Here is a 26,796-nt window from a genome sequence, read left to right as displayed (position 1 = left end):
ACTACGCTGGTCACGTGACCGCAGATCATTCGCCCGAGCGCCCCGGAGGACCCTCGGACGCCTCCCCCGCACCCACCGGGCGGAACGCCGGCGTCACCGACTCGACCGCCGATCTGTTCGACGAGCGCCTGTACGTGCCGTGGTGGTGGTGGTTGGCAGCCGTGGTCCTCACCGGCGTGGTGGGCTACGAGATCCAGCTGTCGGCGCGCGGCAGCGCCTGGAGCATCATCGGATACGTGGCCACCGGCGTGCTGTGCGTCGTGATGCTGTGGTCGATGAGCCGCACCCGCGTCCGGGTGACCGCGGATCGGGAGCTGCATGCCCACCGCGCGGTCCTGCCGCGCGCCGTCGTCGCGCGGGCGGCGACGGTCCCGGCGACCGCGAAGAGCGCCGCACTCGGGCGGCAGCTCGACCCGGCGGCCTATCTCGTGCACCGCTCCTGGGTGAAGACGATGGTCCTCATCGTGCTCGACGACCCCGACGACCCGACACCGTATTGGCTGGTCTCGACACGTCGGCCCGCCGAACTCCTTGCGGCGCTGGGCGTCGACGACGCCGCGGCCGACCGTCCCGCACCCACCGCCTGACCCGGGCACGACTTCCTACCCGAGACACGACGAAGGGGCCGCGCCGTATTCGGCGTCGGCCCCCTTCATCAGCTGTGACAGCTGGACTCAGTTCATCTCACGCGCAGTCGACGCAGATGAGCGAGCTTCCGTTCTCCTCGGCCAACCGGCTGCGGTGGTAGACGAGAAAGCAGCTGGTACAGGTGAACTCGTCGGCCTGCTTGGGGATGACACGCACGGACAGTTCCTCGCCCGAGAGATCGGCGCCCGGGAGTTCGAAGGACTCCGCGGTATCACTCTCGTCGACATCCACTGCCGAGGACTGCGCCTCGCTGCGTCGAGCCTTCAGTTCTTCGAGCGAGTCCTCGTTGAGGTCCTCGGTCTCCGTCCGTCGTGGCGCGTCGTAATCTGTAGCCATTCCTTGCCTAACTTGTCGAGAGTGTGAGGGGCGCTCACGGTGACGGCGCTGGCGTCGCCACCCGGTGTTATTGCGCACGACTCCGCCGGGATTGTCTTACCGATGGGGTCACTGCAACGTCGTCTCGGGCGAGATTCGTACCAGAGGATCAGACGTATTGCGTGATTTCGATCACGGTTTCATATCGGGCGCACCCCGGGTCTGGAAGCGCGGGCGCCCGAAGCATAGTCGACACGCTATCGGAGGTCAATACCCGGGACCCAACTCGTCGGTAAGTTTGGGTTCGGCGCCCGATCCATGCCCCGGTACACCCCAGTCGTACCGCTCCCGGCGAGGCTCGCGGGGCACTGCGGGGTCACCCTCTACAGTGATCCGAGATCACGCAACGCCCAGTGAGGAGTCAGTCCACGGTGGTGTCGAAGATTACGGTCGGCTATCCGACCGACGAGCAGGGCCGACCCTACCGCCGGCGGCGCTACGCACCGGCGATCGTCACGGTCGTCGTCCTGATGGTCGTCGGCGTGGTGGTGTGGGCGGTTGCGCTGGGCGGCGGCGAGTCCGAATCCGTTCCGACAGCGTGCAATCAACCGACTCCGCCGACGTCGGTGGAAGCGGGCGCGCCACCTCCGCCGGCCCCGCCGAGCCTCACCGTCGTCGGACGGGACGAGATGCTCGGAGTCGCTCCGGCCCCGCTGTCGACCTTCGGCGTCCGCGTCCTCAACGCCTCCGACGAACGAGGCGCGGCCCGAACGGTGTCCGACGACCTGACCGCGCAGGGGTTCAGCCCGGTGCCGGACACGCCGTACGCCGATGACCCGGTCTATCCCAATCGGGATCTCAACTGTGTCGCACAGATCCGGTTCGGGCCGGCCGGTCGCGCGGCGGCGGCGGCCACGTGGCTGGCGTTCCCGTGCGCCCAGTTGGTCGACGACGGCCGGCGCGGTACGGCCATCGACGTCGCACTCGGGGTCCACCACTCGGGTGGCGAGATGTCGCAGGACGCGCAGGCCGCCCTGGAGGCGCTGCGGTCGGCGGATCCGAAGAATCCGGCGAGTGGTGTCGACCCGGTCCTCGTCGAGGCCGTGCACTCCGCCCCCTGCTGACCTCCAAGCGCCGTGCGGCGGCCGCCGACCCCATGGCGAGACGCGGGAGTGCCGTCAGGTGAGCGGGCTGCGGGCGTCGAATTCGTCGAGCAGCGCGAGGAATTCGTCGGCCACCCCGGGCGCGACAGCGACGGTGATGTGACCCTCGTCGGCCCGTGAATCCGGTGGCGGAGTCTGGACGACGGCGCCGGCCTCGGCGGCGATCAGCCCGCCGGCGGCCCAGTCCCACGGGCTCAGACCGTGTTCGTAGTGGGCGTCGACCGCGCCGGCCGCGACCATGCAGAGGTCGAGGGCCGCGGCGCCGATGCGTCGGACGTCGCGGACACGAGGGAGCAGTTCGGCGACGATGCGTCCCTGCTGCCGGCGGCGCGCCGCGTCGTACCCGAAACCCGTTGCGACGAGCGCCAGTTCGGCCCTGTCGACCGGATTGCAGCGGAGCGGCCGGCGTACCCCGGCGGAGTCCGCCGCCCACGCTCCCCCGCCGAGGGTCGCGCCGTACGTGACGTCGCGGGCGACGTCGACGACGACCCCGGCGACCGACTGTCCGTCGACCTGGGCCGCGATGGACACCGCATAGGCCGGCACGCCGTACATGAAGTTGACGGTCCCATCGATCGGATCGACCACCCATCGGACACCGGTAGGCACCGCCCGGCTCCCGCCGTCCTCCTCGCCCAGCACCTCGTCGTCGGGGCGCGCCTCACGGAGCAGGGAGCGGATCAGGCGTTCGGTCTCGGTGTCGGCGAGGGTGACCGGATCGGTTTCCGTCGACTTCGTCGACACCGGCTGCACCGTCGACTTCGTCGACACCGGCTGCACCGTCGACTTCGTCGACACCGGCTGCACCGTCGACTTCGTCGACACGGACTGCACGGTGGAATCCACCGCGGCGGGCTGCGGCGGCTCACCGTGTCCCGGTGTCGCACCGAACAATTCGGGCCGGCGGCGACGTACGTGCGCGGCGGCCTCCCGGGCCACGGCGCCGGCGACCGCGGCGAGCTCGTCCACCGGAATTGTCTGATCCACGCCCTCCATGTGAGCACATGGCCGGTGCGCACCACCGATCGCGGTGACCGATCTCTCCCCCTGCGTGGTCGAATCGTGTCGACATGCGTTGCGATGACGGGCGTTGCGCCGGTCGCGTGAATAGGCTGGTCTCGGATTGCCCCCACCCTCAGACACCGACCCGGACAGGGAGCCCGCCATGACCGACACGTCCGTCCCCGGATCGTCCGACTCCGATGTCGCCGGCCCCGATGATCCGACACCTCCGACGAACCTCGGTTTCGGGGTCGACGTCGGCGGTTCCGGGATCAAGGGCGGCATCGTCGATCTCGACACCGGTGAACTCGTCGGCGAACGGTTCAAGGTGCTCACCCCGCAGCCCGCGACACCCGAGGCCGTGGCCCGGGGCGTCGCCGAGGTGGTCGCGCATTTCGACTGGACCGGCCCGGTGGGTGTCACCCTCCCCGGGGTCGTGACCGACGGGATCATGCGTACGGCGGCGAACATCGACAAGGCCTGGATCGGCACCGACGTCTACGACCTCTTCAGCGGACACCTCGGCGGTAGGCAGGTGTCGGTCCTCAACGACGCCGACGCCGCGGGTATGGCCGAGGACGCGTACGGCGCGGGCAAGGGCGTCGCGGGGGTCGTGATGCTGCTGACGTTCGGAACCGGTATCGGGTCGGCGATCCTGATCAACGGCACCCTCGTGCCCAACACCGAGCTCGGTCACCTACAGGTCGGCAAGAAGGAGGCCGAGCACCAGGCGTCTTCGCGTGTCCGCGAAGAGAAGGGCTGGTCGTACGAGAAGTGGACCGAGAAGGTCTCCGAGGTCCTCGAGACCTACGAGGCGCTGTTCTGGCCGAATCTCTTCATCGCCGGCGGCGGTATCAGCCGCAAGTCCGACAAGTGGATTCCGCTGCTGACCAACAAGACGCCCGTGGTACCGGCGACGCTGTTGAACACCGCCGGCATCGTCGGTGCGGCCATGGCAGTGGCCCAGGGGCTGAAGACGTGACGCCGCGCAGGGCGTGACCAGGGCTTTGACACACCGGGGACGGCGATGTCGTTACAATGGTCGTCACCGGTCATTCCAACCGAGAAACCAAGACCTCGTCCACGGCGGCTCATGCTGCCGTGTCGCGTCTGGTGACAGACGACAGAAGACACCACAGAAGACAGTTCGAAAGGTTGTACGTGGCAGCCATCACGACCCACCAGGGTGATGCAGAGGCCGAGTCGACGGAGTCGACCCCAGCCGCGACCGACGCCCCGGCGAAGCGAACCGCCAAGAAGGCTGCGAAGAAGACCGCTGCCCGCAAGGCCCCCGCCAAGAAGGCCCCGGCGAAGAAGGCCACCAAGAAGGCGGCACCGAAGAAGGCCGCCAAGAAGGCCGCGTCCGCGGAGGGTTCCGGCGACGATCCGAACGCCGAGCCCGACGATCCGGACTCGATCGACGACATCGACGGTCCCGACGCCGAACTCGAGGACGTCGAGATCGACGACGACCTGGAGGTCGACGACGACGACTCCGAGGACGAGTCGGAGGACGACGACGAGTCCGAGGAGGCGACCGCGCCCGCCGCCGGCGGCGCGACCCAGGCCGCCGCGAAGGCCGCGTCCAAGGACGAGGCCGCCGCCGCGAAGTCCGGCGACTTCGTCTGGGACGAAGAGGAGTCCGAGGCGCTGCGTCAGGCCCGCAAGGACGCCGAGCTCACCGCCTCCGCCGACAGTGTCCGCGCGTACCTGAAGCAGATCGGCAAGGTCGCCCTCCTCAACGCCGAGGAAGAGGTCGAACTCGCCAAGCGCATCGAGGCCGGACTGTTCGCCACCGAACGTCTTAGGCGCATCATGGATGCCGGCGAGAAGCTCAGCACCGCCCAGAAGCGTGACCTGAACTGGATCTCCCGCGACGGCAACCGCGCCAAGAACCACCTGCTCGAGGCGAACCTGCGCCTCGTCGTGTCGCTGGCCAAGCGCTACACGGGCCGCGGTATGGCGTTCCTGGATCTCATCCAGGAGGGCAACCTCGGTCTGATCCGCGCGGTCGAGAAGTTCGACTACACCAAGGGCTACAAGTTCTCGACGTATGCCACCTGGTGGATCCGTCAGGCGATCACCCGCGCCATGGCCGACCAGGCCCGCACCATCCGTATCCCGGTGCACATGGTCGAGGTCATCAACAAGCTCGGTCGCATCCAGCGTGAACTCCTCCAGGACCTCGGCCGCGAGCCGACGCCGGAAGAACTCGCCAAGGAGATGGACATCACCCCGGAGAAGGTGCTGGAGATCCAGCAGTACGCCCGGGAACCCATCTCGCTGGACCAGACCATCGGCGATGAGGGCGACAGCCAGCTCGGCGACTTCATCGAGGACTCCGAAGCCGTCGTCGCGGTCGACGCGGTCAGCTTCACGCTGTTGCAGGATCAACTGCAGTCGGTGCTCGAGACCTTGTCCGAACGTGAGGCCGGCGTGGTCCGCCTCCGCTTCGGACTGACCGACGGCCAGCCCCGCACCCTCGACGAGATCGGGCAGGTGTACGGCGTGACCCGCGAGCGCATCCGTCAGATCGAGTCGAAGACGATGTCGAAGCTGCGTCACCCGTCGCGCTCGCAGGTCCTGCGCGACTATCTCGACTAGTCGGTGACGACAACACCCTGATCGCCCCCGGAACCTCACGGTTCCGGGGGCGATGTCGTTCTGCCACCCACATAGACATCGATCTGTCAATAGTTCTGCGCGCTCCGATTTGGACACGACCGGATTCTCGGGCTTTCGGGGACGCACTACATAGGATGGCGCGGTGACTTACGCAGTGACCGGGAGCAGACGCGGCGCCATGCTGGTGCGTCGTGCCACCGTCGACCTGCTGCGCACAGCATCGATGCTGTGTCTGTGACGCGACAGACCCCACCCGAGGGCGAGAACGCCACCTGCGATCCCCTCCTCCGCGTTCCACTTCGTCGCGGGCACCGAGTGCCTGCCCCAGCCTCGTCACGTCCCTGACGACGTGACTTCCCGGAAAGACCCACTATGAGAACGATTGTCCTGATCGGCCTCGTCGGCTTCGCTGCTCAGCTCGTCGACGGCAGTCTCGGCATGGCTTATGGCGTCACCACCACGACCCTCCTCCTCGCCATCGGTACCAACCCGGCTGCCGCCTCGGCCACCGTGCACCTGGCCGAGATCGGCACCACGCTGGTCTCCGGCGTCTCGCACTGGAAGTTCGGGAACGTCGACTGGCGCGTCGTGCGCCGTATCGCGATTCCGGGAGCCATCGGCGCCTTCCTCGGCGCCACGATCCTGTCGAATCTCTCCACCGAGACCGCTGCGCCGGTCATGGCCGTGATCCTGCTGCTGCTGGGGCTCTACATCCTGGTGCGGTTCACTTTCCAGGGCATCCCCCGCCACAACCTCGGCAAGCCGCTGCGCAAGCGATTCCTCAGCCCGCTCGGATTCGTCGCCGGATTCGTCGACGCCACCGGTGGCGGCGGTTGGGGTCCGGTCGGCACCCCGGCCATCCTGGCCAGCGGCCGTCTCGAGCCCCGCAAGGTGATCGGTTCGATCGACACGAGCGAGTTCATCATCGCCGTCGCAGCGAGCCTCGGCTTCCTGTTCAGTCTCGGTTCGCAGGGAATCAACTTCGCATGGGTCGCGGCCATCCTCGTCGGCGGCGTGATCGCCGCTCCGATCGCGGCCTGGCTCGTGCGTCACATCCCGCCGCGTCTGCTGGGCGCCTCGGTCGGCGGCCTGATCGTCCTCACGAACACCCGCAGCCTGCTGAAGAGCGACTTCATCGACGCCCCCGGCTCGGTGCGCAACGTCTTCTACATCGTGATCGCCATCGCCTGGGCCGCGGCGTTCGCCTACTCGCTCCGCGAGTACCTGCGCGACCGGGAGAACGAGTCCTCCGACGCGGTCACCCATTTCCGCGAGGAGCAGGAAGAGGCGCTCGTGGGCGCCGAGGGCGCGGAACGCCCCGGCTCCGAGGGAACGTCGACGTCGGACATCCCGGCCGCGGACTCCGCACCCGAACCCGATGCGGGTGCGAGCGGAACACACACCCCCACGCGGACGAGCTGACCGAACGACTCGTCCCGCGCACAACGCGTAGAGTGGTGCGACCCGGCCCCATGGCCGGGTCGCATTGCGTTCGGGCGATCGTTGTTGAGTTGTTGCCGGGTGTAAACGGTGAGTGACGACACACCGAGAGCACCGTCGGAACAATACGAACGCCCCGAGCGTCTGACAGAGTGAGGTTGACGCATCGCCCGGATGTGTCGGCTCGAAGGGAAGGCGACCGGACACCCGGCGCCGGACCGGGACGGAGGAACGAACATGACTGACATCGCCACCACAGCCCCGATCTACCTGCCGCTCACTGCCGCCGATCGCTGTGATCGCTGCGGCGCCGCAGCCAAGGTACGGGCCGTCCTGCCCAAGGGCGGCGAACTTCTCTTCTGCCGCCACCACTTCAACGAGCACGAGGCCCGCCTTGTCGAGTTGAGCGCCACCGTCGTCGAATCCGCCGGCGAGCTGGTCTGACACCTCCGACGATCGAACGCGGGCTTTCCCTACGCGCACAGAGCCCGGCCGGAGCAATCCGGCCGGGCTCTGTCGTGTCCGGGGCCTGTTCCGGGCCGCCCGACCAGCGCCACTGGCGCAGCGTCAATCAGCGCCACTCGCGCAGTGTGTATCAGCGCCACTCGCGCAGTGCGGCGATTCGTTCCTTCAGCTGATCGGCGCTCGCCATGGCGGTCGGGGGCCCGCCCAGCCGAGTCCGCAACTCGTTGTGCACCATGCCGTGTGGTTTGCCCGTGCGGTGATGATGCATCGCGACGAGCGTATTCAGTTCCTTGCGCAGGGCGTGCAAATTCTCGCCGGTGGTTCCCGCCGGCCGGCCGGGAGTGGGCGGCTCGGCAGCCGACGACTCCGAGGACGACGCGACCGTCCGCGCCGTGACCTGTTCCTCCTGGCGTTTGCGCAGGAGGGCACGCACCTGGTCGGCATCGAGCAGCCCGGGCAACCCCAGATAGTCCGACTCCTCGTCGCTACCGGCGAACGTGGCCGTGCCGAACGAGGTGCCGTCGAAGATGACCTGATCGAGTTCGGCGTCGGCATGCAGCGACTGGAACTTCGGCTCGTCCTCCCCCGGCTCGTCCTCCTGCTTGTTGGCGTCGATCAACAATTGGTCGTCGAGGCCGTCGCTCTCGCGGTGCGGCTTGCCGAGCACGTGATCGCGCTCGACCTCCATCTGGCTGGCGAGGTCGAGCAGCACCGGGACCGACGGCAGGAAGACGCTCGCGGTCTCACCCGGACGACGCGATCGCACGAACCGTCCGATGGCCTGGGCGAAGAACAGCGGCGTCGACGAGCTGGTGGCGTACACACCCACGGCCAGGCGGGGGACGTCGACACCCTCGGACACCATGCGGACCGCCACCATCCACTCGTCGGTGGACGCGGCGAACTGGCCGATCCTCGACGACGACTTCGGGTCGTCGGAGAGCACCAGCGTCGGCGGCTTGCCGGTGATGGCGGTGAGGAGTTCGGCGTAGTCGCGGGCCGCTGTCTGATCGGTGGCGATGACCAGCCCGCCCGCATCCGGTGTGCCGGTCGCACGGAGCTGTCCCAGCCGCGTGTGTGCGGCGGTGAGGACCGCCGGAATCCAGTCGCCGTGGGCGTCCAGCGCGGTACGCCAGGCGCGGGTGGTGTGCTCCGCGGAGAGCGGTTCACCCAGCCGGGCGGTGTACTCCTCGCCCGCGCTGTCGCGCCAGCTGGCCTCACCGGAGTAGGCGAGGAACACGACCGGACGGACGACGCCGTCCTTCAGTGCGTCGGCGTAGCCGTAGGTGTGGTCGGCTTTGGAGCGCTGATGCCCGCCGGCCTCCGGTTCGTAGGTGACGAACGGGATCGGCGAGTCGTCGGAGCGGAAGGGTGTACCGGTCAGCAGGAGCCGGCGCTCGGCGTCGTCGAAGGCCTCCCGGATCGCCTCGCCCCACGACTTGGCATCGCCACCGTGGTGGATCTCGTCGAGGATGACCAGGGTGCGATAGTTCTCGGTGCGCACCCGGTGCCGGGCGGGATGGGCGGCCACCTGTGCATAGGTGACGACGACGCCGTGGAAGTCCGAGCTGGTCTGTCCGGCGGCGTTGGTGAACCGCGAGTCGAGCGCAATCCCGACCCGCGCGGCGGCCTCGGCCCACTGGTGCTTCAGGTGTTCGGTCGGGGCGACCACGGTGATCTTGTCGACGGTGCGGTCATCGAGGAGTTCGCGGGCGATACGCAGGCCGAACGTCGTCTTTCCGGCGCCCGGCGTCGCCACGGCGAGGAAGTCCTTCGGCTTCTGCGTCAGGTACTTGGTCAGCGCACGACGCTGCCAGGCGCGGAGCTGGAATTTCGGGCCGGCGGTGGATCCGGAGGGTTCGGCTGACGTCACCTTCTGGGCTGCTCCTCCACGCGTGCGGGTTTCCGGCCGGACATGAAACGACCCCTCGCGTGCGGGGCCCGCGCCCGAGGGGACCCGCCAATGGTACCGCCGAAGCGCGACAGCTCCCGCATCCCGACACCGGGCCGCGGCGTCCGCCGCGACGGGCGCCCGTGGGCGATCCGAACGACTCGCCTGGTGACCCGGGTACCCAATCGGCCTCCCGATCGGGGATATTGAACACATCACAACGCGCAAGAGGAATCCGGTCCCACTGGCCGACGACCCGTCGTCGGTGGTTGCCGCGAGCCCGCCCGCCGTCCCGCCGGGTCCCGTGTCGGCTGCGGTCACCGCGCCGATCGGCGACCCACTCGCCGATGTCGGGGCCGCGACCGAACCCCTGCGCGCGCCGCTGCGGTCCGCCCCGGCCTCCGGGGACGTCGAAGTCCTCCGCGGCGCGAAGGGGTCGACCGAACCGGACGCTGGGTCGGAGAAGACCGGGAACGACGATCCGGAACGAACCGAGGCGGCGTCCGGACCGGGCCTGCCGGTCCTGCCGAACATCCATCGCGTGGTCTGGCGCACGATCGTCAAGTCCTGGGACGACGGGATCATCGGTTGGGCCGCACAGGCCGCGTTCTGGCAGGCGCTGTCGCTGCCGCCGCTGCTGCTCGGTCTGCTCGGCTCGGTCGGTTACGTCGCCGGCTGGTTCGGCCCCGACACCGTCGACGTCGTCTACGCCCGCATCATCGACCTCGCCGGCCGGACCTTCACCCCCACGGTCGTCGACGACCTGATCACCCCGACGGTCGACAGCGTGCTCGGGCGTGGCCGGATCGGCCTCATGTCGGTCGGGTTCGTCATCTCATTGTGGGCGGGATCGTCGGCCGTCTCGTGCTTCATCGCCTCGATCGCGCACGCACACGACCAGCACGAGGTCCGACACCCGGTGTGGCAGCGGTTCTTCGCGCTGTTCCTCTACGTCGGCTTCCTGAGCGTCGCCGTGTTCCTGCTACCCCTCGTCGCGCTCGGACCGAACTACCTGCGGTCGATCGTGCCGGAGTCGTGGGGATCGTTCGTCACCACCCTCATCGACTACGGCTACTTCCCGTTCGTCGCCGTCCTCCTGCTGTTCGTCCTGACGACGCTCTACCACCTCGCGCTGCCCAATCCCCTGCCGTGGCATCGGCTCATCGGCGGGGCGATCGTGGCCGGCGTGTTCTTCTGGGTCGCGAGCTACGTGCTGCGCATCTATCTGACCAAGATCACCGAGGCCGGGGTCTCCTACGGGGCGCTGGCCACACCGATCGCGTTCCTGCTCTTCACGTTCTCACTGGGCTTCGGCATCGTGATCGGCGCCGAGTTCAACGCGGCGGTGCAACAATTCTGGCCCGCGAAGGCGTCGACCACCACGCAGGTCCGGCACTGGGTGAACTCCCAGACCTCCGACTTCACCGGACAACTCCGGACCCTGCCCGACCGGCTGTCCTCCGGCCCGATCCGCCGGCAGGCGCGGCACCGCGACCGCGGCTGACCGGCGACGCCCGCCGATCAGCCGCGTCGCGTCACTTGCGCATCTTGTTGTAGATCTTCTTGCACTTCGGGCAGACCGGCGACCCGGGCTTGGCCGACCGCGTGACCGGGAAGGTCTCGCCGCAGAGGGCGACGACATGATTACCCATGACCGCACTCTCGGCGATCTTGTTCTTCTTCACGTAGTGGAAGAACTTGGGGCGATCGTCGTCACCCCGGTCGGTCGCGTCGGCATCGGGACGCTCGTCGGTCTTGGTGTCGGACCATTCGTCGAGGTCCGGGCGTTCGATGGTTTCGGTTCCCATTCGTCCATTGTGCGTCACAACCGGGCCGACGGAACACCCGAGTGCTCATTCGCCCCGCTCGCTACGCTCCCGGCGGCGGGTGCGATAGACCGACAAAAGGAGGACAGTGGAGAGGGTGTTCGAACAAAGGGAATCCATGGGTGAGTCCGGTCGCGGACAGCACGGCCGCAACAGCACGTCGCCGCACGTCGACGAGCACGGACATCCCGCGTCGAAACGTCCGGGCGCCGAGGCCTACCTGATCACCGACGCACCGGACTCGCTCGAGGCCCAGCACCGAGCGCGTGTGCGTAAGTACCTGTTCCTCATGGCTTTCCGCGTGCCGGCGCTCGCCATCGCCGGTATCGCCTACGGCATCACCGGGTCCGGACTACTGGCGCTGGCCATCGTCGCGATCTCCATCCCGCTGCCATGGGCGGCGGTCCTGATCGCCAACGACCGTCCTCCGCGCAAGCGCGGCGAGGTCCCCCAGTACAAGTACGGCGCCGACCATCACGTCGTCGGACCCCCGGCACTGACCGACACCGGCACCGACCACCAGCTGTCGCGCACCATCGACGGGCAGGTCGTCGATCCCGACGACCCCCGCGCCTGACACCTCCGGACCACGGGTCGGCACCGCGGCCCCGTGCGTTCCCCGCGTTCCCTCGGGTTCCCCCGCGCGCGACATCTCAGCAACTTCTCAGCCGGTTGTCGAGTCGCGAAAAAGAATGCGCAGGTCACCAAGCCTCGGCGAGGTTTGCTCCGAACCACTCTCGGGAACTATCGCCCACACAAGGGCGTTGGACCCAGTGAACGCACTCAAGTCAGGAGGCCGCATGTCACGCTCGACAGTTGCACGTTCGACCCCGACCAAAGGTTTCGCCGAAGTCACCCCTCCGGGTACCCGGCCGGCGATGACCGAACAGGATCTCGACGCCCAGTCTCCAGCGGCGGATCTGGTCCGTGTCTATTTGAACGGAATCGGTCGCACCGCACTTCTCAACGCGGAGCAGGAGGTCGAACTCGCCAAGCAGATCGAGGCCGGGCTCTACGCCAAACACGTTCTGGCCAACAAGAAGCGGCTGTCCGCGGCCAAGAAGCGTGACCTCGCGGTCATCGTCCGTGAAGGCGAGGCCGCCCGGGCCCACCTGCTCGAGGCGAACCTCCGCCTGGTCGTGTCGCTGGCCAAGCGCTACACCGGCCGCGGCATGCCTCTCCTCGACCTGATCCAGGAGGGCAACCTCGGTCTGATCCGGGCGATGGAAAAGTTCGACTACGCCAAGGGCTTCAAGTTCTCGACCTACGCCACCTGGTGGATTCGTCAGGCGATCACCCGCGGAATGGCGGACCAGAGCCGCACGATCCGGCTCCCCGTCCATCTCGTGGAGCAGGTCAACAAACTGGCCCGCATCAAGCGCGAGCTGCACCAGCAGCTCGGCCGCGAAGCGACCGACGACGAGCTGGCCAACGAATCGGGCATCCCCGCGGAGAAGATCGCCGACCTGCTCGACCACAGCCGCGATCCGGTGAGCCTGGACATGCCGGTGGGCAGCGACGAGGAAGCTCCCCTGGGCGATTTCATCGAGGACGCCGAGGCCACCTCCGCCGAGAACGCCGTCATCGCCGGCCTGTTGCACTCCGACATCCGCGCCGTCCTGGCGACGCTGGACGAGCGCGAGCAGCAGGTCATCCGGATGCGCTACGGCCTCGACGACGGCCAGCCGCGCACCCTGGATCAGATCGGCCGCATGTTCGGGTTGTCGCGCGAGCGCGTGCGTCAGATCGAGCGCGAGGTCATGGGCAAGCTCCGCCACGGCGACCGTGCCGAGCGCCTGCGCGCCTACGCCAGCTGAGCGTCCCCGCACGCTCAGCCGCCTCCTTCACTGAGTCCACTCGGTCACCCGAGTCGCCTGGGTCCGGTGTCCCGCCTGTCGGGCACCGGGCCCACGCGTATGCGGGCATTGAGAACGGCCGCGCCGTCGATCGAGGCCAGGATCGGATCGCAGACCACCTCGCGGACCTCCGGGATGTCGTCGGTGAGCGTCGAGATGCGCAGCAGCAGATCGGCGAGCGCCTCCTTGTCGGCAGGCTCCTCCCCGCGGTATCCCGACAGCAGCGGTGCCGAACGCGGCTCCTCGATCAGTTCCCGTGCATCGAGTTCGGACAGCGGGACGGCGCGGTAACCGTGATCGCCCAGCAGATCGAAGGTCCGCCCGGACAGACCGAACGACATCACCGAACCGAACGACGGATCGTCGCGCACCCGGATGACCGTGCCGACGCCCTTCGGCGCCATCTTCTGCACGTGCAGCACGCGGTCGCCGGTGAGTTCGGTCAGTTCGGCGAACGCCGTCACCACCGTCGTCGCGTCGGGTAGGTCCAGGCGCGCGCCCTCGCGATCGAGACGACCGCGCCACTTGTCCGACGTCGCCTTCACCGCCACCGGCAGCCCGAGTTCACGGGCCGCCGCGGATGCCTCGTGCATCGTGGTCACCTCGCGGAACGGGACCACGTCGATCCCGTACCAGCGCAACAGCTTCGCCGACTCCACATGCCCCAGCAACCGTTCGGCTGGACGACCGGTCGCACCGTCGCCGACCATCGCCTCGCGCACGAACATCCGTGCGGCCTCGGGATCGGTGCCGTCGGGACGGTGGACCACCGATTCCGGCCGCAGGCGCCACCGGGCGTACTGCCACGCCCTCGCCAGTGACGCGGCCGCGCGCTCGGGCGAGCCGTACGACGGAATCGACCCCTTGGTCGGCATGCCGTTCGGGCCGGGCCGAGTCAACCCCGGCGGGATGCCGTCGACGGCTAGGAAGGTCGTGACGATCGGCTTGTCGGCGTCGGCGTCGGGGGTGTTGGCCGCCGCCATGAGCGCCCGGGCGTGCCAGTCGGCGCCGACCGCGACCGGCGGCACGAACACGACGATGATCCCGTCCACGCCCGGGTCGGCCATGGCCGCCGAGACCGTCGACTCGAACTCCTCCTCCGAGGCGCCGGCACCGAGATCGACGGTGTCGACGACCTCGAGGCCGCCGTTGCGCGCGGTGTCCGCCGCCAGGCTGCCCAGCACCGACGAATTGCCGATGATGCGGACGCGCGGGCCGCGCGGCAGCGGCTGATAGGCGAACACGGCCGCGCAGTCGAACAACTCGGGGATCGTGTCCACCTGGATGACGCCGGCCTGTTCGAGCATCATGCGGGCGATCTGGTCGTCGAGGGTGGCCGCCGAGCGCGCCGCCCGGACCGGCGTCATCGCACCCCGGCCGGATTTGACCGCGATGATCGGCTTCGAGCGTGAGACCCGCCGCGAGATCCGGGAGAACTTGCGCGGGTTACCGAAGCTCTCCAGGTAGAGCAGGATGACGTCGGTGGTGGCGTCGGTGTCCCAGTACTGCAGGAGGTCGTTGCCGGACACGTCCGCGCGGTTGCCGGCCGAGGCGAACGTCGACAGGCCGATCTGGCGACGGGCCGCGGTGTCGAGGATCGCGATGCCCAGGGCGCCCGACTGACAGAAGAACCCGACCCGGCCGGCGGCCGGGATGCGCGGCGCCAGGGTCGCGTTGAGCGCGACCGCCGGGTCGTTGTTCGCAACGCCCAGCGCGTTCGGCCCGACCAGTCGCATCCCGTGCTCGCGGACCTGGGCGACCAGGCGGCGCTCGTTCTCGAGGCCCTCCTCCTCGCCGGACTCGCCGAAGCCCGACGACACCACGACGAGCGTGCGCACACCCTTGACCAGGCAGTCGTCGAGCACGTCGTCGACGCGCGCGGCCGGCACCGCGACCACCGCGAGGTCGACGGGGTCGGGGATGTCGCGGACGGTCTCGTACGCCCGGATCCCCCGCACCGACGGCGGTCGTTCCCGGGTGCGACGACGCGCCGGCGTCGGTTCGCGGCCGACACCGGGCCGTCCCGGCTCGGGCTCCTCCTCGACCCGGGCGGGGCCGTTGACCGGGAACACCGGCCCGGTGAATCCCCCGGCGATGATGTTGGCCAACAGGGCGTTTCCGACCTTGTTCGGGTCGGTCGAGGCCCCGATCACCGCGACCGAGGCGGGTCGCAGCAGATTGGCGACGCTGCGGGCCTCCGACGCGCGTTCACGGGCGTTGCGCACCGACAGCAGCGCCTCGGTGGGGTCGATGAGGAACTCGACGTGCACGGTCGAGCCGTCGAAGCTCCGTGCGAGCTGATACCCCGCGTCGCGGAACACCGCGACCATGTTCGGGTTCTCGCTGAGGACCTCGGCCTCGAAACGGGTGAACCCGTTCTCCGCCGCCGCACCGGCCAGGTGCTCGAGCAGGATGGGTCCGAGGCCGCGGCCCTGGTGTTCATCGGCGACGACGAACGCCACCTCGGCCGATTCGGGTTTGCCGTCGAAGCCGAGACCCTCGTAGATGCCGACCGCGATGATCTCGCCCCCGAGTTCGGCGACGATCGCGACACGCTGCTGGTGGTCGACGGTCGTCATCCGGGCCACCTCGCGCGGCGGCAGGGTCGGGGTCGGACCGAAGTACCGCATGTACCGGGTGCGCTCGGAGAGCTTGGAGTGGAAGGCCACGATGCGGTCGGCGTCGTCGGGCACGATCGGTCGCAGGTGCACGACGCCGCCATCGGAGGCCAGCACATCGGCGATCCAGTGCCGCGGATAGTCCCACGGGCTACGCGGTTCCGGCTGATCGGCCATCGCGGGAGCGCCTGCGGGCGCGGTGGCGTCGGCGGTCGAGGTGTCGTCAGTCACGGGGGTCCTCCGGGTCGAGACCGTGGAGCGGGTAGACCGCGCGTCGGGTGGCGAGGATCGCGCGGTCGGTCTGGCGTTGGGCGTTGGCCGCGACACCCTCGGGTGGTTCCTGGCCGGCGTCGCCGGCCCACGGCTGGTAGTCGACGATGCCCCCGTCGCCCATGACCCGAACGGGCGGGGCGGCATAGTCGGAGTGCACCTGCTCGGAGATCTGTTCGGCTGTGGCACACCAGGATTCGTCGATGACCGACGACACGTCGACCTCGCGACCGAGCGCGACGCCCAGCAGATGCGTCCAGCTGCGCGGCACCACGTTGACGACGCCGTAGCCACCGCCGCCGACCGCGATCCAGCGGCCCTCGCAGTACTTGTCGGCCAGGTCGCGCATGGCGATCATCGCCGCCCGCTGTCCGTCGACGGTCAGCGAGAGGTCGGTCAGCGGATCGGCGCGGTGGCTGTCGGCACCGCACTGGCTGACGATGATCTGCGGCCGGAACTCGGCGATCAGCGACGGCACCACGGCGTGGAAGGCGCGCAGCCACAACCGGTCCTCGGTGTTGGGCATGAGGGCCAGGTTGACCGCGCTGCCCGCCGCGTCGCCGTCCCCGACCTCGGTCGGCCATCCCGTGCCGGGCCACAGGGTCGCCGGGTGCTGGTGCAGCGAGACCGTCATCACCCGCGGGTCGGCGGCGAACTCGACCTGGACGCCGTCGCCGTGGTGGGCGTCGACGTCGATGTAGGCGATGCGGTCGAAACCGTGGTCGAGCAGATACCTGATCGCGATGGCGCAGTCGTTGTAGATGCAGAATCCGGCGGCGCGCGAACGCATCGCATGATGCATGCCGCCGCCGATGTTGACCGCTCTCGTCGCCGCCCCGGAGACGACCGTCTGCGCCGCGGCCAGCGTGCCGCCGACGAGCAGGCGCGCGGCCTCGTGCATCCCGGTGAAAACCGGGTTGTCGGCGTCGCCGAGGCCGAACAACCGCTCGAGCAACGGCCCCGACAGCGACGCCGTCCCCGAACCGACCGCACGGACCGCGTCGATGTAGTCGCGGCTGTGGACGACGGTCAGGGCGTCGTCGTCGATGGCCTGCGGCGGGATCGTCTCGACGTCGTCGAGGACTCCGAGGCTCTGCGCGAGGGTCATCGTGAGGGCGAGTCGGACCGGGTTCATCGGGTGCGTGTGGGCCCATCGGTAGGACAGGAAGTCCTCGCTCCAGATGACGGCCGTCGTCATCGGGCGCTCGTAGTGTTGATCACGACCTCAGGCTAGTGGTACACATCGCGCAGCGGCCACGGATGTCGCGTCGGACACGAGTGCGCGCCACGTACCGCCGCCCCGGGACTCCCCGGTCGCGGTGAGATCGCGGTCACCACTCCCGAAAAGGGTAATCTTGGCGGGGACGAAAGGGATTGCGCACAGTGAACGACCTGGTTGACACCACCGAGATGTACTTGCGAACGATCTACGATCTCGAAGAAGAGGGCATCGTGCCGCTGCGGGCGCGGATCGCCGAGCGTCTGGACCAGTCCGGTCCCACCGTGTCGCAGACCGTTGCCCGCATGGAGCGCGACGGTCTCCTCCGGGTCGCCGGGGACCGGCACCTCGAACTGACCGACCGCGGACGCACGCTCGCCGTCGCGGTGATGCGCAAGCATCGCCTCGCCGAACGCCTCCTGGTCGACGTCATCGGAATGCCCTGGGATCAGGTCCACGAGGAGGCCTGCCGCTGGGAGCACGTGATGAGCGAGAACGTCGAACGCCGCCTGCTCGCGGTCCTCGAATACCCGACGACCTCGCCCTACGGAAACCCCATCCCGGGACTGGAGTTGCTGGGCGTGGAGGTGCCGAGCTCCGACGACGGCGCCACCCGCCTCGCCGACCTCCCGCCGGGTGAGACGGTGCCGGTCATCGTGCGTCGCCTGTCCGAACACGCCCAGTCCGACACCGAACTGCTCGGCGCGCTGCGCGAGGCGGGCGTGGTTCCCAACGCCCGTGTGACGGTGTCGAACACGGCCGGCACGATCACGATCGACACACCCGGTCACGACGGCCTCGAACTCTCGTCCGACATGGCGCACTCGCTGTTCGTCGAGAAGGTCGTCGAAAAGGTCTGACACAGCAAGGTCTGACACAGCAAGGTCTGCAGTGGTCACCCGGCGGTACGCAGTGTCGCCGCCGGGATGACGACGCCGAGGCGTTTCGCGGCGTCGTAGGACTTCTCGATGGTGCCCCACAGCCTGGCCGGGCGGACACCTGCCCGCAGGGCGGTGTCGAGCAGCGTGGCCAGGTGGTCGGTGTCCGTGCCCGCAAGCGCGACGTCGAGGGCGACACCGGTGTAGGCGCCGTCCCCGCCGATGTAGTGCAGGTGTGCGAGAAGTGTTGCGGCGGTGGACCTTCCGCGTCCGGTCAGACGGCGGGTGAGTTCTCGCCAGAGGTGTTCGGCGGCTCCCCGGAGTTCGGTGACGGCCAGGGCGAGCGCGGCGTCGCGGACGTCGGGGCGCAGGATCGCCCGTTCCAGTCGGTCCAGTTCGCCACAATCCAGGGGTTGTTCCGCTTCGATCATCGCGCTGATGACCAGGTCGAGTGCCCGTGTCGAGGCCTCGACGTCCTCTTCCTCGGGTTCGAACAAATCGAGATCGCTCTGATCCAGATCGATGCCGCGGCACGCCCGACAGTCCGGCAGCGGACGTCCCGGACCGCATTCGCCGTCGAGCGGTTCGAGCATCGTCCGCATCTCCGAGCGCCGGGCAAGAATCCGTCGCCCCGAGCGCACCGCCTCCGCGACCGCGGTCGGACTCGTGTGCGGATCGTCGAGTTGTCCGGCCGACCCCGCGGACACGTCGACCGACCAGGCCCGGTCCTCCGGACACCAGATGGTCGACCAGTGCACGCCGGCATCGAAGCCCGGCATCACGAAGCCGGCGGCGACACCACCGACATCGGCGAAGTACCGGTCGCTCATCGCGAGGATCCGCCGATAGCGACGGTCGTCCGCCGGGTAGCGGTCATCGGCGATCACGACCACGATCTCCTCGATGCCGTAGGTGGACGTGATCTCCCCGAGTCCGGCGAGGACGACGACCAGTTCGCGCGTGGGGCTGCCGTCGGGTTCGAGGGCGAGGTCGTGCCGCATGGTCGCGTTCACCGTGCGGTCGCCGGCGATGGCGATCGCGATGATCGACCGCTCGGGGACGAACCCCAGTCGAGCGGGGATCGAGGTGAGCAGCGTCGTCGGGTCGTGGGGGCCGTGCGGTGGTGGTTCGAGGATCTGCATGGCGACAGCGTCACCCGCAGCGAAGCCGCTCGAACGGCGGTCGACACACGCTGTGGACAACCGGGGAAGGTCATCCACAGGGCGGTACTGGTCAGCCGAACGCGGCCGCGAGCGCCTTTCCGAACAGCGTGTCGAGCGCGGCGGACGCTTCGGGAGGTACGGGACCTGCTGCGGGCCAACGGTATTCGGTGTACACCCGGACGCCGTCCCGCTCGCCGAGCAGCGTGAGAGCGCTCGTGGTGGACGGGACACCGCCGCCGGTCACGATCGTGCGGCGGATCGTCGCGGTGTCGACCCCGTCCGGCGCCGGCGGTGGGGGCAGCACCTCGGTGGTGATCGTCGAAGACGCCCCGAACGTGGTCGTGGTGGTCTCAGGGCAGCGCTCGGCCGACTCGACCACGTCGCCGAGCGGCGTCTCGACACCGGCCACGACCGAGGTGAGGGTGGCCCGCTCCCCCGGGCCGGGACCCAGGAACGCGACCGCTCCGTCCGCGGAGACGGACGCGGGTGCACACTCCGGCGGCGACACCTCGGTGCCCGTCTGTCCGGGCATCGGCGCCCCGGTCACGTCGGCCAGCGCGTTCGCGACCGCCGACGTCGGGATGGGACTCGCGGCGCCGTCCGGGAAGTCCGCGGCCTCGACCGATCGCGCGGACAGGTCCGGACTCGACGGCTCCGGCTGACCGCCGACCGAGCAGGCGGACAGCACGAGCGCCGCGGCGACGAGACCGGCCACCGCGCCGGGAACGAGGCGGCCGGACAGGGACAGGCGCAGTCGGGGCGCATGCGGCTCGATCACAACGGTCTACTGTGCCACCGGCGCCTTCGCCAGGTGTCGAGGACACACCCCTGGGGAACAACAAACAGGAACACCAACTGGGGGAATCACCGGTGTGTCGAGGTGGTTGCACCGAGGCGAGTGGCCACCGCCGGGTGCGGTGCGAGACAATGGACGTTCAGCTGTCTCTTCCGGGACAGCTGCCAGCAGAAGGAGGGACGACGTGGACGAGCAGCCCGCGCGCAACGACGCGCTGTATGAACTCGCCTTTCCCGCTCCGCAGGTGACCCGGCCCGACGGCACGGGTCCGGTACTGATCCACGCGCTCGAGGGCTTCGCCGACGCCGGGCACGCGGTCGCGCTGGCCGCGACGCACCTCCGCGACAGCCTCGAGTCCGAGTTGGTCGCGACCTTCTCCTCCGACGAGCTGATGGATTACCGGTCACGCCGGCCGACCATCTCGTTCAGCGGCGAGACCTTCACCGACGTCGAGATGCCGACGCTGGCGCTGCACGCGATCCGCGACAACTCGGGCAAGGGATTCCTCCTGCTCGCCGGTTCCGAACCCGACCTCCGGTGGGAGCAGTTCGTCGACGCGGTCCGACGCCTGAGCGACGGACTCGGCGTCACCGATGTCATCGGCCTCAACGCGATCCCGATGGCCGTGCCGCACACCCGACCGCCGTCGATCACGGCGCACGGCAGTGATCCCGACGCCCTCGGTGACCTGCCCCGGTGGGGATCGGCGATGAAGCTGCCCGCCAGCGCGTCGATGCTCCTCGAGTTGCGGATGGGCGAACACGACTACCGGGCGTCGGGCCTGTCGGTACATGTCCCGCACTATCTCGCGCAGACCAACTACCCGGCGGCGTCCGCACGCCTGCTGGCGGCGGTCGCCGAGCTCGCCGGTCTCGACCTCCCCCTCGCCGCTCTCGACAGCGCCGCCGAGAAGGTACGCGCACAGGTGGACAACGAGGTCGAGGGCAACTCGGAGATCGAGTCCGTGGTGGCTGCGCTGGAGACCCAGTACGACACGTTCACCCAGGCCGCGCAGGAACGCTCGTCGCTGCTCGCCGCCGAGGAATCGCTGCCCAGCGGTGACGAACTCGGCGCCGAACTCGAACGGTTCCTGGCCGAGCAGACCGGCGACGGTGAGGCCGACCCCGGGGACGAGGGTCCGCGATCACCGATCTGATCCCGGACACCGCACCGATACCCGCGCCGCACGTCCTGGTCCCCACCGACGACGAGGACACCGCACTCGAGCGGTACACCGAGTGGTGGACGGGACGCGGCCTCGACCTCTACCCGCATCAGGAGGAGTCGCTTCTCGAGCTCCTCGCCGGCAGCCACGTGATCCTGGCGACGCCGACCGGCTCGGGCAAATCACTCGTCGCGGCGGGCGCGCTGTACTTCGCGCGCTGCCGCGGCGAGCGTGCGTTCTACACCGCACCCATCAAGGCGCTCGTCAGCGAGAAGTTCTTCGAGCTGTGCGCCATGTTCGGCGCCGACCAGGTCGGACTGCTGACCGGCGACGCCGCGGTCAACGCCGACGCGCCCATCGTGTGTGCGACCGCCGAGATCGTCGCCAACCTCGCCCTCGCCGCCGGCGGCGCGAGCGACATCGGCACCCTCGTCGCCGACGAGTTCCACTACTACGGCGAACCCGACCGCGGTTGGGCCTGGCAGGTCCCGCTCATCGAATTGCCGTCGACGCAGTTCCTGCTGATGTCAGCGACGCTCGGCGACGTGTCGTTCTTCGTCGACGACCTGACCCGGCGCACCGGACGCGAGACGGTCGAGATCACCGGCGCCGAGCGTCCGGTCCCCCTGGACCACGCCTACGCGATGACCCCGATCCACGAGACGATCGAGGAGCTCGTCGACCGGGGACGGGCGCCGATCTACGTGGTGCACTTCACCCAGGCCGCCGCGGTGGAGCGCGCGCAGGCGCTGCTCAGCGTCCGGATCTGCGACAAAGCGGAGAAGGCGGCGATCGCCGAGGCGATCGGTGACTTCCGGTTCTCCACCGGCTTCGGCAACACACTGTCCAAATTGCTGCGCGCCGGTATCGGCGTCCACCACGCCGGAATGCTCCCCCGCTACCGCCGTCTGGTCGAACGTCTTGCGCAGCAAGGGCTGCTGAAGGTGATCGCCGGCACCGACACTCTCGGCGTCGGCATCAACGTGCCGATCCGCACGGTCCTGTTCGCAGCCCTGAGCAAATACGACGGACGGCGGGTCCGTCGCCTGCGGGCACGCGAGTTCCATCAGATCGCCGGCCGGGCCGGGCGCGCCGGTTTCGACACGATCGGCTACGTCGTCGCGCAGGCTCCCGACCACGACGTGGAGAACGCCCGTGCCGTGGCCAAGGCCGGCGACGATCCCAAGAAGCTCCGAAAGCTGGTGCGCAAGAAGCCACCCGAGGGCTTCGTCTCGTGGGGGGAGAAGACCTTCCTCCAGCTCGTCGACGCGCCCGACGAGCCCCTGCGCAGCCACTTCCAGATGACGACGGCCATGCTCCTCGAGGTACTCGGCCGACCGGGCGACTGTTTCGCCGCGGTCCGCCACCTTCTCGAGGACAATCACGAACCGCGCGACCGCCAGCTGCGCACCATCAAGCACACGATCGAGCTCTACCGGGGGCTCCGGGACGCGGGCATCGTCGTGCAACTCGCCGAACCCGACGACACCGGCCGGCACATCGCCCTGAGCGTGGACATGCCGGAGAACTTCGCGTTGACCAACCCGCTGTCCGCCTTCGCGCTGGCGACGTTCGAGATCCTCGACCCCGAGTCGTCCACTCACGCACTCGATGTGGTCTCCATCCTCGAATCGACCCTGGAGAACCCGCGACCCCTGCTGCTGGCCCAGCGCAAGGTCGCGCGCGACGCCGCGATCACGGAGATGAAGGCCGACGGCATCGAGTACGAGGAGCGGATGTCGCGCCTGGAGGAGATCACCTGGCCGCAGCCGCTGGCCGAGGAGATCTTCGCCGCGTTCGCCATCTATCGTCGCGGGCACCCGTGGGTGTCGTCGTTCCCGCCGGCGCCGAAGTCGGTGCTCCGCGAGATGCTGGAGAAGGCCATGACCTTCACCGAGCTGATTTCCGCGTACGGGCTGGCGCGCAGCGAGGGCGTGCTGCTGCGCTATCTGTCGGACTGCTATCGCGTTCTCCGGCAGGGCGTTCCGACGAGCGTCGTGACCCCCGAGATCGAGCGGATCGTCGAGGAGCTGGGCACCATGGTCCGCGAGGTCGACTCGAGTCTCGTCGACGAGTGGGAGGCTCTCGCCGCACAGGCGGCCGCGGCCGAGATGGCCGGCGGCACGGTCTAGAGCGCGGTCACGGCACCGGTCGCGCCGACGAGATCGCCGATGAGAGAGCCCAGTTCGCGGTAGGCCTCGTCGTGGCGCGCGGACGCCCGGAAGACCAGGCCGATCCGCCGCCCCGGCCGCGGGGCCGCGAAGGTCGCGGTGGCCAGATCACCCGACGCCGTCTCGGAGGCCACCGCCGTCTGCGGGATGAGCGTCACGCCGAGTCCGCCGACGACGCAGTGCACCGCGGTGGTCAGCGACGCGGCCCGGGTCTGACCCAGATCGGGCCGGACGCCCGCGAGCCGGCACACCTCGAGCGCCTGATCGCGCAGACAGTGCCCCTCGTCGAGGAGGAGGAGCGGCAGGTCGGCGAGCGCCGTGGGATCGACGCGGCGGCGTCCGGCCAACGCATGACCGGACGGGAGTGCGAGAACGAAATCCTCCCGATAGATGGGAACTTCGACGATGCCGGGCATGTCGACGGGGAGAGCGAGCAGCGCGACGTCGAGCGTGCCGGTGCGCAGTTGTTCGATGAGGCGGGCGGTCTGCTCCTCCACCACTCGGGGTACGAGGTCCGGGAGCCGTTGCCCGAGTCCGCGCAGCAGCGTCGGCAGGACGTAGGGCGCCACCGTCGGGATGACCCCCAGCCGCAGCGGCCCGCTGAGCGGTCGGCCCGTTCCGGCGGCCGCCGAGGTGAACTCGTCCATGGCCTCGGTCACCGCGATCGCTCGCGGGAGGAGTTCGTCACCCTCGGCGGTCAACAGGACACGCCGCGTGGTGCGTTCGACGAGGGTCACACCGAGACCGGACTCCAACGCCGACAACGCCTGCGACAGCGATGGCTGACTGACACCGAGATCGGCTGCCGCAGTGCCGAAGTGGCGTCGGTGCGCGAGTGCGACGAAGGCACGCAACCCGGCCACGGTCGGCTGATAAGTTCTATCGGACATGCTTATCAGTATAGTGCTAGTCATCACGTTTCGTTTTCGACCGGAATCCGGCACGATGGTACCCGTACGTCGCGAAACTCATTCGCGCGCAGATTCCGTACATTCACCAGCTGAAGGAGCGATACATGGCCCTGCTCACCATCGGTGACCAGTTCCCTGCCTACAACCTCACCGCCGTCATCGGTGGCGACCTCAGCAAGGTCAATGCCCAGCAGCCCGACGACTACTTCACCACCGTGTCGTCCGACGATCACCCCGGTCAGTGGCGCGTCGTGTTCTTCTGGCCGAAGGACTTCACCTTCGTGTGCCCGACCGAGATCGCCGCGTTCGGCAAGCTGAACGACGAGTTCGCCGACCGCGACACCCAGGTGCTCGGCGCCTCGGTGGACAACGAGTTCGTCCACTTCCAGTGGCGCGCACAGCACGAGGACCTCAAGACCCTCCCGTTCCCGATGCTGAGCGACCTCAAGCGCGAACTCGCCACCGCCGCAGGCGTTCTCAATGCCGACGGCGTCGCCGACCGCGCCACCTTCATCATCGATCCGAACAACGAGATCCAGTTCGTGTCGGTCACCGCGGGCTCCGTGGGCCGCAACGTCGACGAGGTCCTGCGCGTCCTCGACGCTCTGCAGTCCGACGAACTGTGCGCCTGCAACTGGAAGAAGGGTGACCCGACGATCGACGCCGGCGAGCTCATGACGGCCGGCGTCTGAGAGGAGAACCGATGAGCATCGACAACCTGAAGGAAGCACTTCCCGAGTACGCCAAGGACCTCAAGCTCAACCTCGGTTCGATCAGCCGCACCACCGCGCTGACCGAGGAGCAGCTCTGGGGAACCCTGCTGTCGACCGCTGCCGCCACGCGAAACGCCAAGGTGCTCAGCGAGATCGCCGACGAGGCCGCCGACACGCTGTCCGCCGAGGCCTACAACGCCGCGCTCGGCGCCGCGTCGATCATGGGGATGAACAACGTGTTCTACCGGGGTCGCGGCTTCCTCGACGGCAAGTACGACGACCTGCGTCCGGGCCTGCGGATGAACATCATCGGCAACCCCGGCGTCGACAAGGCCGTCTTCGAGCTGTGGTCGTTCGCGGTGTCCTCGATCAACGGCTGCGGTCATTGCGTCGCCGCGCACGAGAACACCCTGCGCGAAGCCGGCGTCGACCGTGAGGCGATCCTCGAGGCGCTCAAGGTCGCGTCGATCGTCAGCGGTGTCGCCCAGGCGATCGCGACCACCGAGGTGCTCGCCAACGCCTGATCCGTCGCATGTGAGACGACGACGGGGCCCGGCTGCGCTACGCAGCCGGGCCCTGACGTTTTCAGGCGCGCTGGACCGCCTGTCCGGCACGGAACAGATCGACGACTCGGGACCACCCGTCGGCGCCGTACCCCTCGGCCACCGCACTCGTGGCGAGGTCGTGTAGCAGGCGTGGCAGCCGGGCATCGAGCCCGGCCTCCTCGGTGGAGTCGACGATGTGCCCCAATGCCGCCGCCTTCATGGCGATGTTGTCCTCGGTTCCCGGGTACTCTCCTGCGTCGACGTCGGCCGCGAGTCCTCGGAAGGTCTCCGGCAGGATGTCGAGCATCTCGGTCGCCATCGGGACGAAACCCGACGCGGTGTGACCGGCGGAGGTGACCAGCGCGGCCGCACGCAGGAAGGCGGTCATCCCGCTGAAGAAGATCTCCAGCATGCCGGTGTCGAGCACGGAGGCATCTCCGGGATCGGCCCCGACGAACACCGATCTCGGTGCGAGAACCTCCAACTGGCGCCGATGCCGCTCGAGAAGGTCCTCCCGTCCGCTGTAGAGGACGAGAGCTCCCGGTGTCCCGATCACCGGAGTCGGAACCATGATGGCGCCGATCAGGACGTCGATACCGCGCTCATCCGCCCACCACTGGGTCGTGCGGGCTTCGTCCGGTGTCGACGAGGCGAGGACCACCACGAGTCGCCCGCGGAACGCCTCGGCCGGAATCGATCCGAGCACCTCGCGGGTGGTCTCCTGATCACGCAGACACGTGATGATCAGGCGGGCGTCGACCACCGCCGACGCGACGTCCTCGGCCACCGTTGCCCCACCCGCGGCCACCTTGTCCGCCGCCGATCGGGTGCGAGTCCACACCGTCGTCGCGACATCAGCGGCCAGAAATGCCTGTGCGAGTGCGGACCCCATCGGTCCGAGACCGATCACCGTCACCGCGGCGTGGGACGGCATCGTGCATCGTGAGGTCTACCAGGAGGTACCGCCCCGGGTGGTCTACAGCCTGACGCCCAAGGGCGCGGCGCGCGACCGGGCACTCGCACCCCTGGGCGACTGGGGTGAGGAACACATGCAGACCATCACGGCGGCCCGGCGATGACCTCCGGATCGTCGGGATGACCACGACAAGGCGTGGC

At 68.9% G+C, this 26,796-nt stretch carries 25 protein-coding genes; 15 read left to right on the top strand and 10 right to left on the bottom strand.

Going from position 1 to position 26,796, the window contains the following annotated elements:
• The first annotated feature begins 14 nt into the window (after positions 1 to 14).
• Positions 15 to 587: a DUF3093 domain-containing protein gene (locus tag AS181_RS03580; protein WP_058250221.1), complete on the top strand. Its 573-nt coding sequence runs from the start codon at positions 15 to 17 to the stop codon at positions 585 to 587.
• A gap of 97 nt (positions 588 to 684) precedes the next feature.
• Here the strand turns inward: AS181_RS03580 and AS181_RS03575 are convergent, their stop codons facing one another.
• Entirely contained in the window at positions 685 to 984 is a 300-nt protein-coding gene (locus AS181_RS03575; RefSeq protein WP_004018846.1) for a DUF4193 domain-containing protein, read from the bottom strand.
• 410 nt (positions 985 to 1,394) lie between these two features.
• Between AS181_RS03575 and cei the strand changes: the two genes are divergently transcribed.
• Positions 1,395 to 2,087: an envelope integrity protein Cei gene (gene cei, locus AS181_RS03570; protein WP_058250220.1), complete on the top strand. Its 693-nt coding sequence runs from the start codon at positions 1,395 to 1,397 to the stop codon at positions 2,085 to 2,087.
• Positions 2,088 to 2,141: 54 nt separating this feature from the next.
• Here cei and AS181_RS03565 read toward each other — a convergent pair whose 3' ends face one another.
• Positions 2,142 to 3,122 carry an inositol monophosphatase family protein gene (locus AS181_RS03565; RefSeq protein WP_058250219.1) on the bottom strand — a complete coding sequence of 327 codons (981 nt, stop codon included), beginning with the start codon at positions 3,120 to 3,122 and terminating at the stop codon, positions 2,142 to 2,144.
• A gap of 169 nt (positions 3,123 to 3,291) precedes the next feature.
• On the opposite strand from AS181_RS03565, the gene ppgK reads away from it, so the two are divergent.
• From ppgK to AS181_RS03545, 4 genes are all read left to right on the top strand, one after another.
• On the top strand, positions 3,292 to 4,110 hold the full coding sequence (gene ppgK / locus AS181_RS03560) for a polyphosphate--glucose phosphotransferase (RefSeq protein ID WP_058250218.1): 819 nt from the start codon (positions 3,292 to 3,294) through the stop codon (positions 4,108 to 4,110).
• A gap of 56 nt (positions 4,111 to 4,166) precedes the next feature.
• Complete coding sequence (locus AS181_RS03555; protein ID WP_082652848.1) at positions 4,167 to 5,732, top strand: RNA polymerase sigma factor; 1,566 nt, start codon at positions 4,167 to 4,169, stop codon at positions 5,730 to 5,732.
• A gap of 393 nt (positions 5,733 to 6,125) precedes the next feature.
• The gene (locus tag AS181_RS03550) at positions 6,126 to 7,175 is read left to right on the top strand and encodes a sulfite exporter TauE/SafE family protein (RefSeq protein WP_058250216.1); all 1,050 of its coding nucleotides are present in this window, start codon (positions 6,126 to 6,128) and stop codon (positions 7,173 to 7,175) included.
• A 255-nt stretch (positions 7,176 to 7,430) separates the two neighbouring features.
• On the top strand, positions 7,431 to 7,637 hold the full coding sequence (locus AS181_RS03545; protein ID WP_004018852.1) for a DUF7455 domain-containing protein: 207 nt from the start codon (positions 7,431 to 7,433) through the stop codon (positions 7,635 to 7,637).
• Between the two features lie 151 nt (positions 7,638 to 7,788).
• Here the strand turns inward: AS181_RS03545 and AS181_RS03540 are convergent, their stop codons facing one another.
• Entirely contained in the window at positions 7,789 to 9,531 is a 1,743-nt protein-coding gene (locus tag AS181_RS03540) for a DEAD/DEAH box helicase (protein ID WP_058250215.1), read from the bottom strand.
• A 283-nt stretch (positions 9,532 to 9,814) separates the two neighbouring features.
• Here AS181_RS03540 and AS181_RS03535 point away from each other — a divergent pair, with 283 nt between their 5' ends.
• A complete protein-coding gene (locus AS181_RS03535) occupies positions 9,815 to 11,053 on the top strand; it encodes a YihY/virulence factor BrkB family protein (protein WP_058250214.1) in 1,239 nt (412 codons plus the stop codon).
• Between the two features lie 31 nt (positions 11,054 to 11,084).
• Here the strand turns inward: AS181_RS03535 and AS181_RS03530 are convergent, their stop codons facing one another.
• Positions 11,085 to 11,357, bottom strand: a complete 273-nt coding sequence (locus AS181_RS03530) for a DUF3039 domain-containing protein (RefSeq protein WP_058250213.1) — start codon at positions 11,355 to 11,357, stop codon at positions 11,085 to 11,087.
• Positions 11,358 to 11,493: 136 nt separating this feature from the next.
• Between AS181_RS03530 and AS181_RS03525 the strand changes: the two genes are divergently transcribed.
• Together AS181_RS03525 and AS181_RS03520 are read left to right on the top strand one after the other, a co-directional pair.
• Positions 11,494 to 11,952 (top strand): DUF3099 domain-containing protein, encoded by a 459-nt coding sequence (locus AS181_RS03525; RefSeq protein ID WP_058250212.1) that lies wholly within the window; start codon positions 11,494 to 11,496, stop codon positions 11,950 to 11,952.
• 301 nt (positions 11,953 to 12,253) lie between these two features.
• Entirely contained in the window at positions 12,254 to 13,192 is a 939-nt protein-coding gene (locus AS181_RS03520) for a sigma-70 family RNA polymerase sigma factor (RefSeq protein WP_171011532.1), read from the top strand.
• Between the two features lie 44 nt (positions 13,193 to 13,236).
• Here AS181_RS03520 and AS181_RS03515 read toward each other — a convergent pair whose 3' ends face one another.
• Positions 13,237 to 16,026, bottom strand: a complete 2,790-nt coding sequence (locus tag AS181_RS03515) for a bifunctional acetate--CoA ligase family protein/GNAT family N-acetyltransferase (protein ID WP_231742250.1) — start codon at positions 16,024 to 16,026, stop codon at positions 13,237 to 13,239.
• A gap of 46 nt (positions 16,027 to 16,072) precedes the next feature.
• A complete protein-coding gene (locus AS181_RS03510) occupies positions 16,073 to 17,317 on the bottom strand; it encodes an acetoin utilization protein AcuC (protein ID WP_058250210.1) in 1,245 nt (414 codons plus the stop codon).
• A gap of 185 nt (positions 17,318 to 17,502) precedes the next feature.
• On the opposite strand from AS181_RS03510, the gene AS181_RS03505 reads away from it, so the two are divergent.
• Positions 17,503 to 18,198 carry a metal-dependent transcriptional regulator gene (locus tag AS181_RS03505; RefSeq protein WP_058250209.1) on the top strand — a complete coding sequence of 232 codons (696 nt, stop codon included), beginning with the start codon at positions 17,503 to 17,505 and terminating at the stop codon, positions 18,196 to 18,198.
• Positions 18,199 to 18,233: 35 nt separating this feature from the next.
• On the opposite strand, the gene AS181_RS03500 is transcribed toward AS181_RS03505, so the two are convergent.
• Both AS181_RS03500 and AS181_RS03495 read right to left on the bottom strand, forming a co-directional pair.
• A complete protein-coding gene (locus AS181_RS03500; protein WP_058250208.1) occupies positions 18,234 to 19,358 on the bottom strand; it encodes a DUF4192 domain-containing protein in 1,125 nt (374 codons plus the stop codon).
• A 91-nt stretch (positions 19,359 to 19,449) separates the two neighbouring features.
• Positions 19,450 to 20,157 (bottom strand): hypothetical protein, encoded by a 708-nt coding sequence (locus tag AS181_RS03495; RefSeq protein ID WP_078112306.1) that lies wholly within the window; start codon positions 20,155 to 20,157, stop codon positions 19,450 to 19,452.
• 202 nt (positions 20,158 to 20,359) lie between these two features.
• Here AS181_RS03495 and AS181_RS03490 point away from each other — a divergent pair, with 202 nt between their 5' ends.
• A complete protein-coding gene (locus AS181_RS03490; RefSeq protein WP_058250207.1) occupies positions 20,360 to 21,331 on the top strand; it encodes a proteasome assembly chaperone family protein in 972 nt (323 codons plus the stop codon).
• Between the two features lie 17 nt (positions 21,332 to 21,348).
• Entirely contained in the window at positions 21,349 to 23,472 is a 2,124-nt protein-coding gene (locus AS181_RS03485) for a DEAD/DEAH box helicase (RefSeq protein WP_175404269.1), read from the top strand.
• Here AS181_RS03485 and AS181_RS03480 read toward each other — a convergent pair.
• Complete coding sequence (locus tag AS181_RS03480; RefSeq protein ID WP_175404260.1) at positions 23,469 to 24,401, bottom strand: hydrogen peroxide-inducible genes activator; 933 nt, start codon at positions 24,399 to 24,401, stop codon at positions 23,469 to 23,471. The two genes, AS181_RS03485 and AS181_RS03480, sit on opposite strands and share 4 nt — an antisense overlap.
• 125 nt (positions 24,402 to 24,526) lie before the next feature.
• On the opposite strand from AS181_RS03480, the gene AS181_RS03475 reads away from it, so the two are divergent.
• Both AS181_RS03475 and AS181_RS03470 read left to right on the top strand, forming a co-directional pair.
• Positions 24,527 to 25,114: a peroxiredoxin gene (locus AS181_RS03475; protein ID WP_058250204.1), complete on the top strand. Its 588-nt coding sequence runs from the start codon at positions 24,527 to 24,529 to the stop codon at positions 25,112 to 25,114.
• An 11-nt stretch (positions 25,115 to 25,125) separates the two neighbouring features.
• A complete protein-coding gene (locus AS181_RS03470; protein WP_058250203.1) occupies positions 25,126 to 25,659 on the top strand; it encodes an alkyl hydroperoxide reductase in 534 nt (177 codons plus the stop codon).
• Positions 25,660 to 25,720: 61 nt separating this feature from the next.
• On the opposite strand, the gene AS181_RS03465 is transcribed toward AS181_RS03470, so the two are convergent.
• Entirely contained in the window at positions 25,721 to 26,614 is an 894-nt protein-coding gene (locus tag AS181_RS03465) for an NAD(P)-dependent oxidoreductase (protein ID WP_078112303.1), read from the bottom strand.
• A gap of 1 nt (position 26,615) precedes the next feature.
• Between AS181_RS03465 and AS181_RS25325 the strand changes: the two genes are divergently transcribed.
• Entirely contained in the window at positions 26,616 to 26,759 is a 144-nt protein-coding gene (locus tag AS181_RS25325) for a winged helix-turn-helix transcriptional regulator (RefSeq protein ID WP_231742234.1), read from the top strand.
• The last annotated feature ends 37 nt before the right edge of the window (positions 26,760 to 26,796 follow it).

Source organism: Gordonia sp. SGD-V-85, from assembly GCF_001456905.1.
GTDB lineage: Bacteria > Actinomycetota > Actinomycetes > Mycobacteriales > Mycobacteriaceae > Gordonia > Gordonia hongkongensis.
This window is presented reverse-complemented; position numbering and strand designations above follow the sequence as displayed.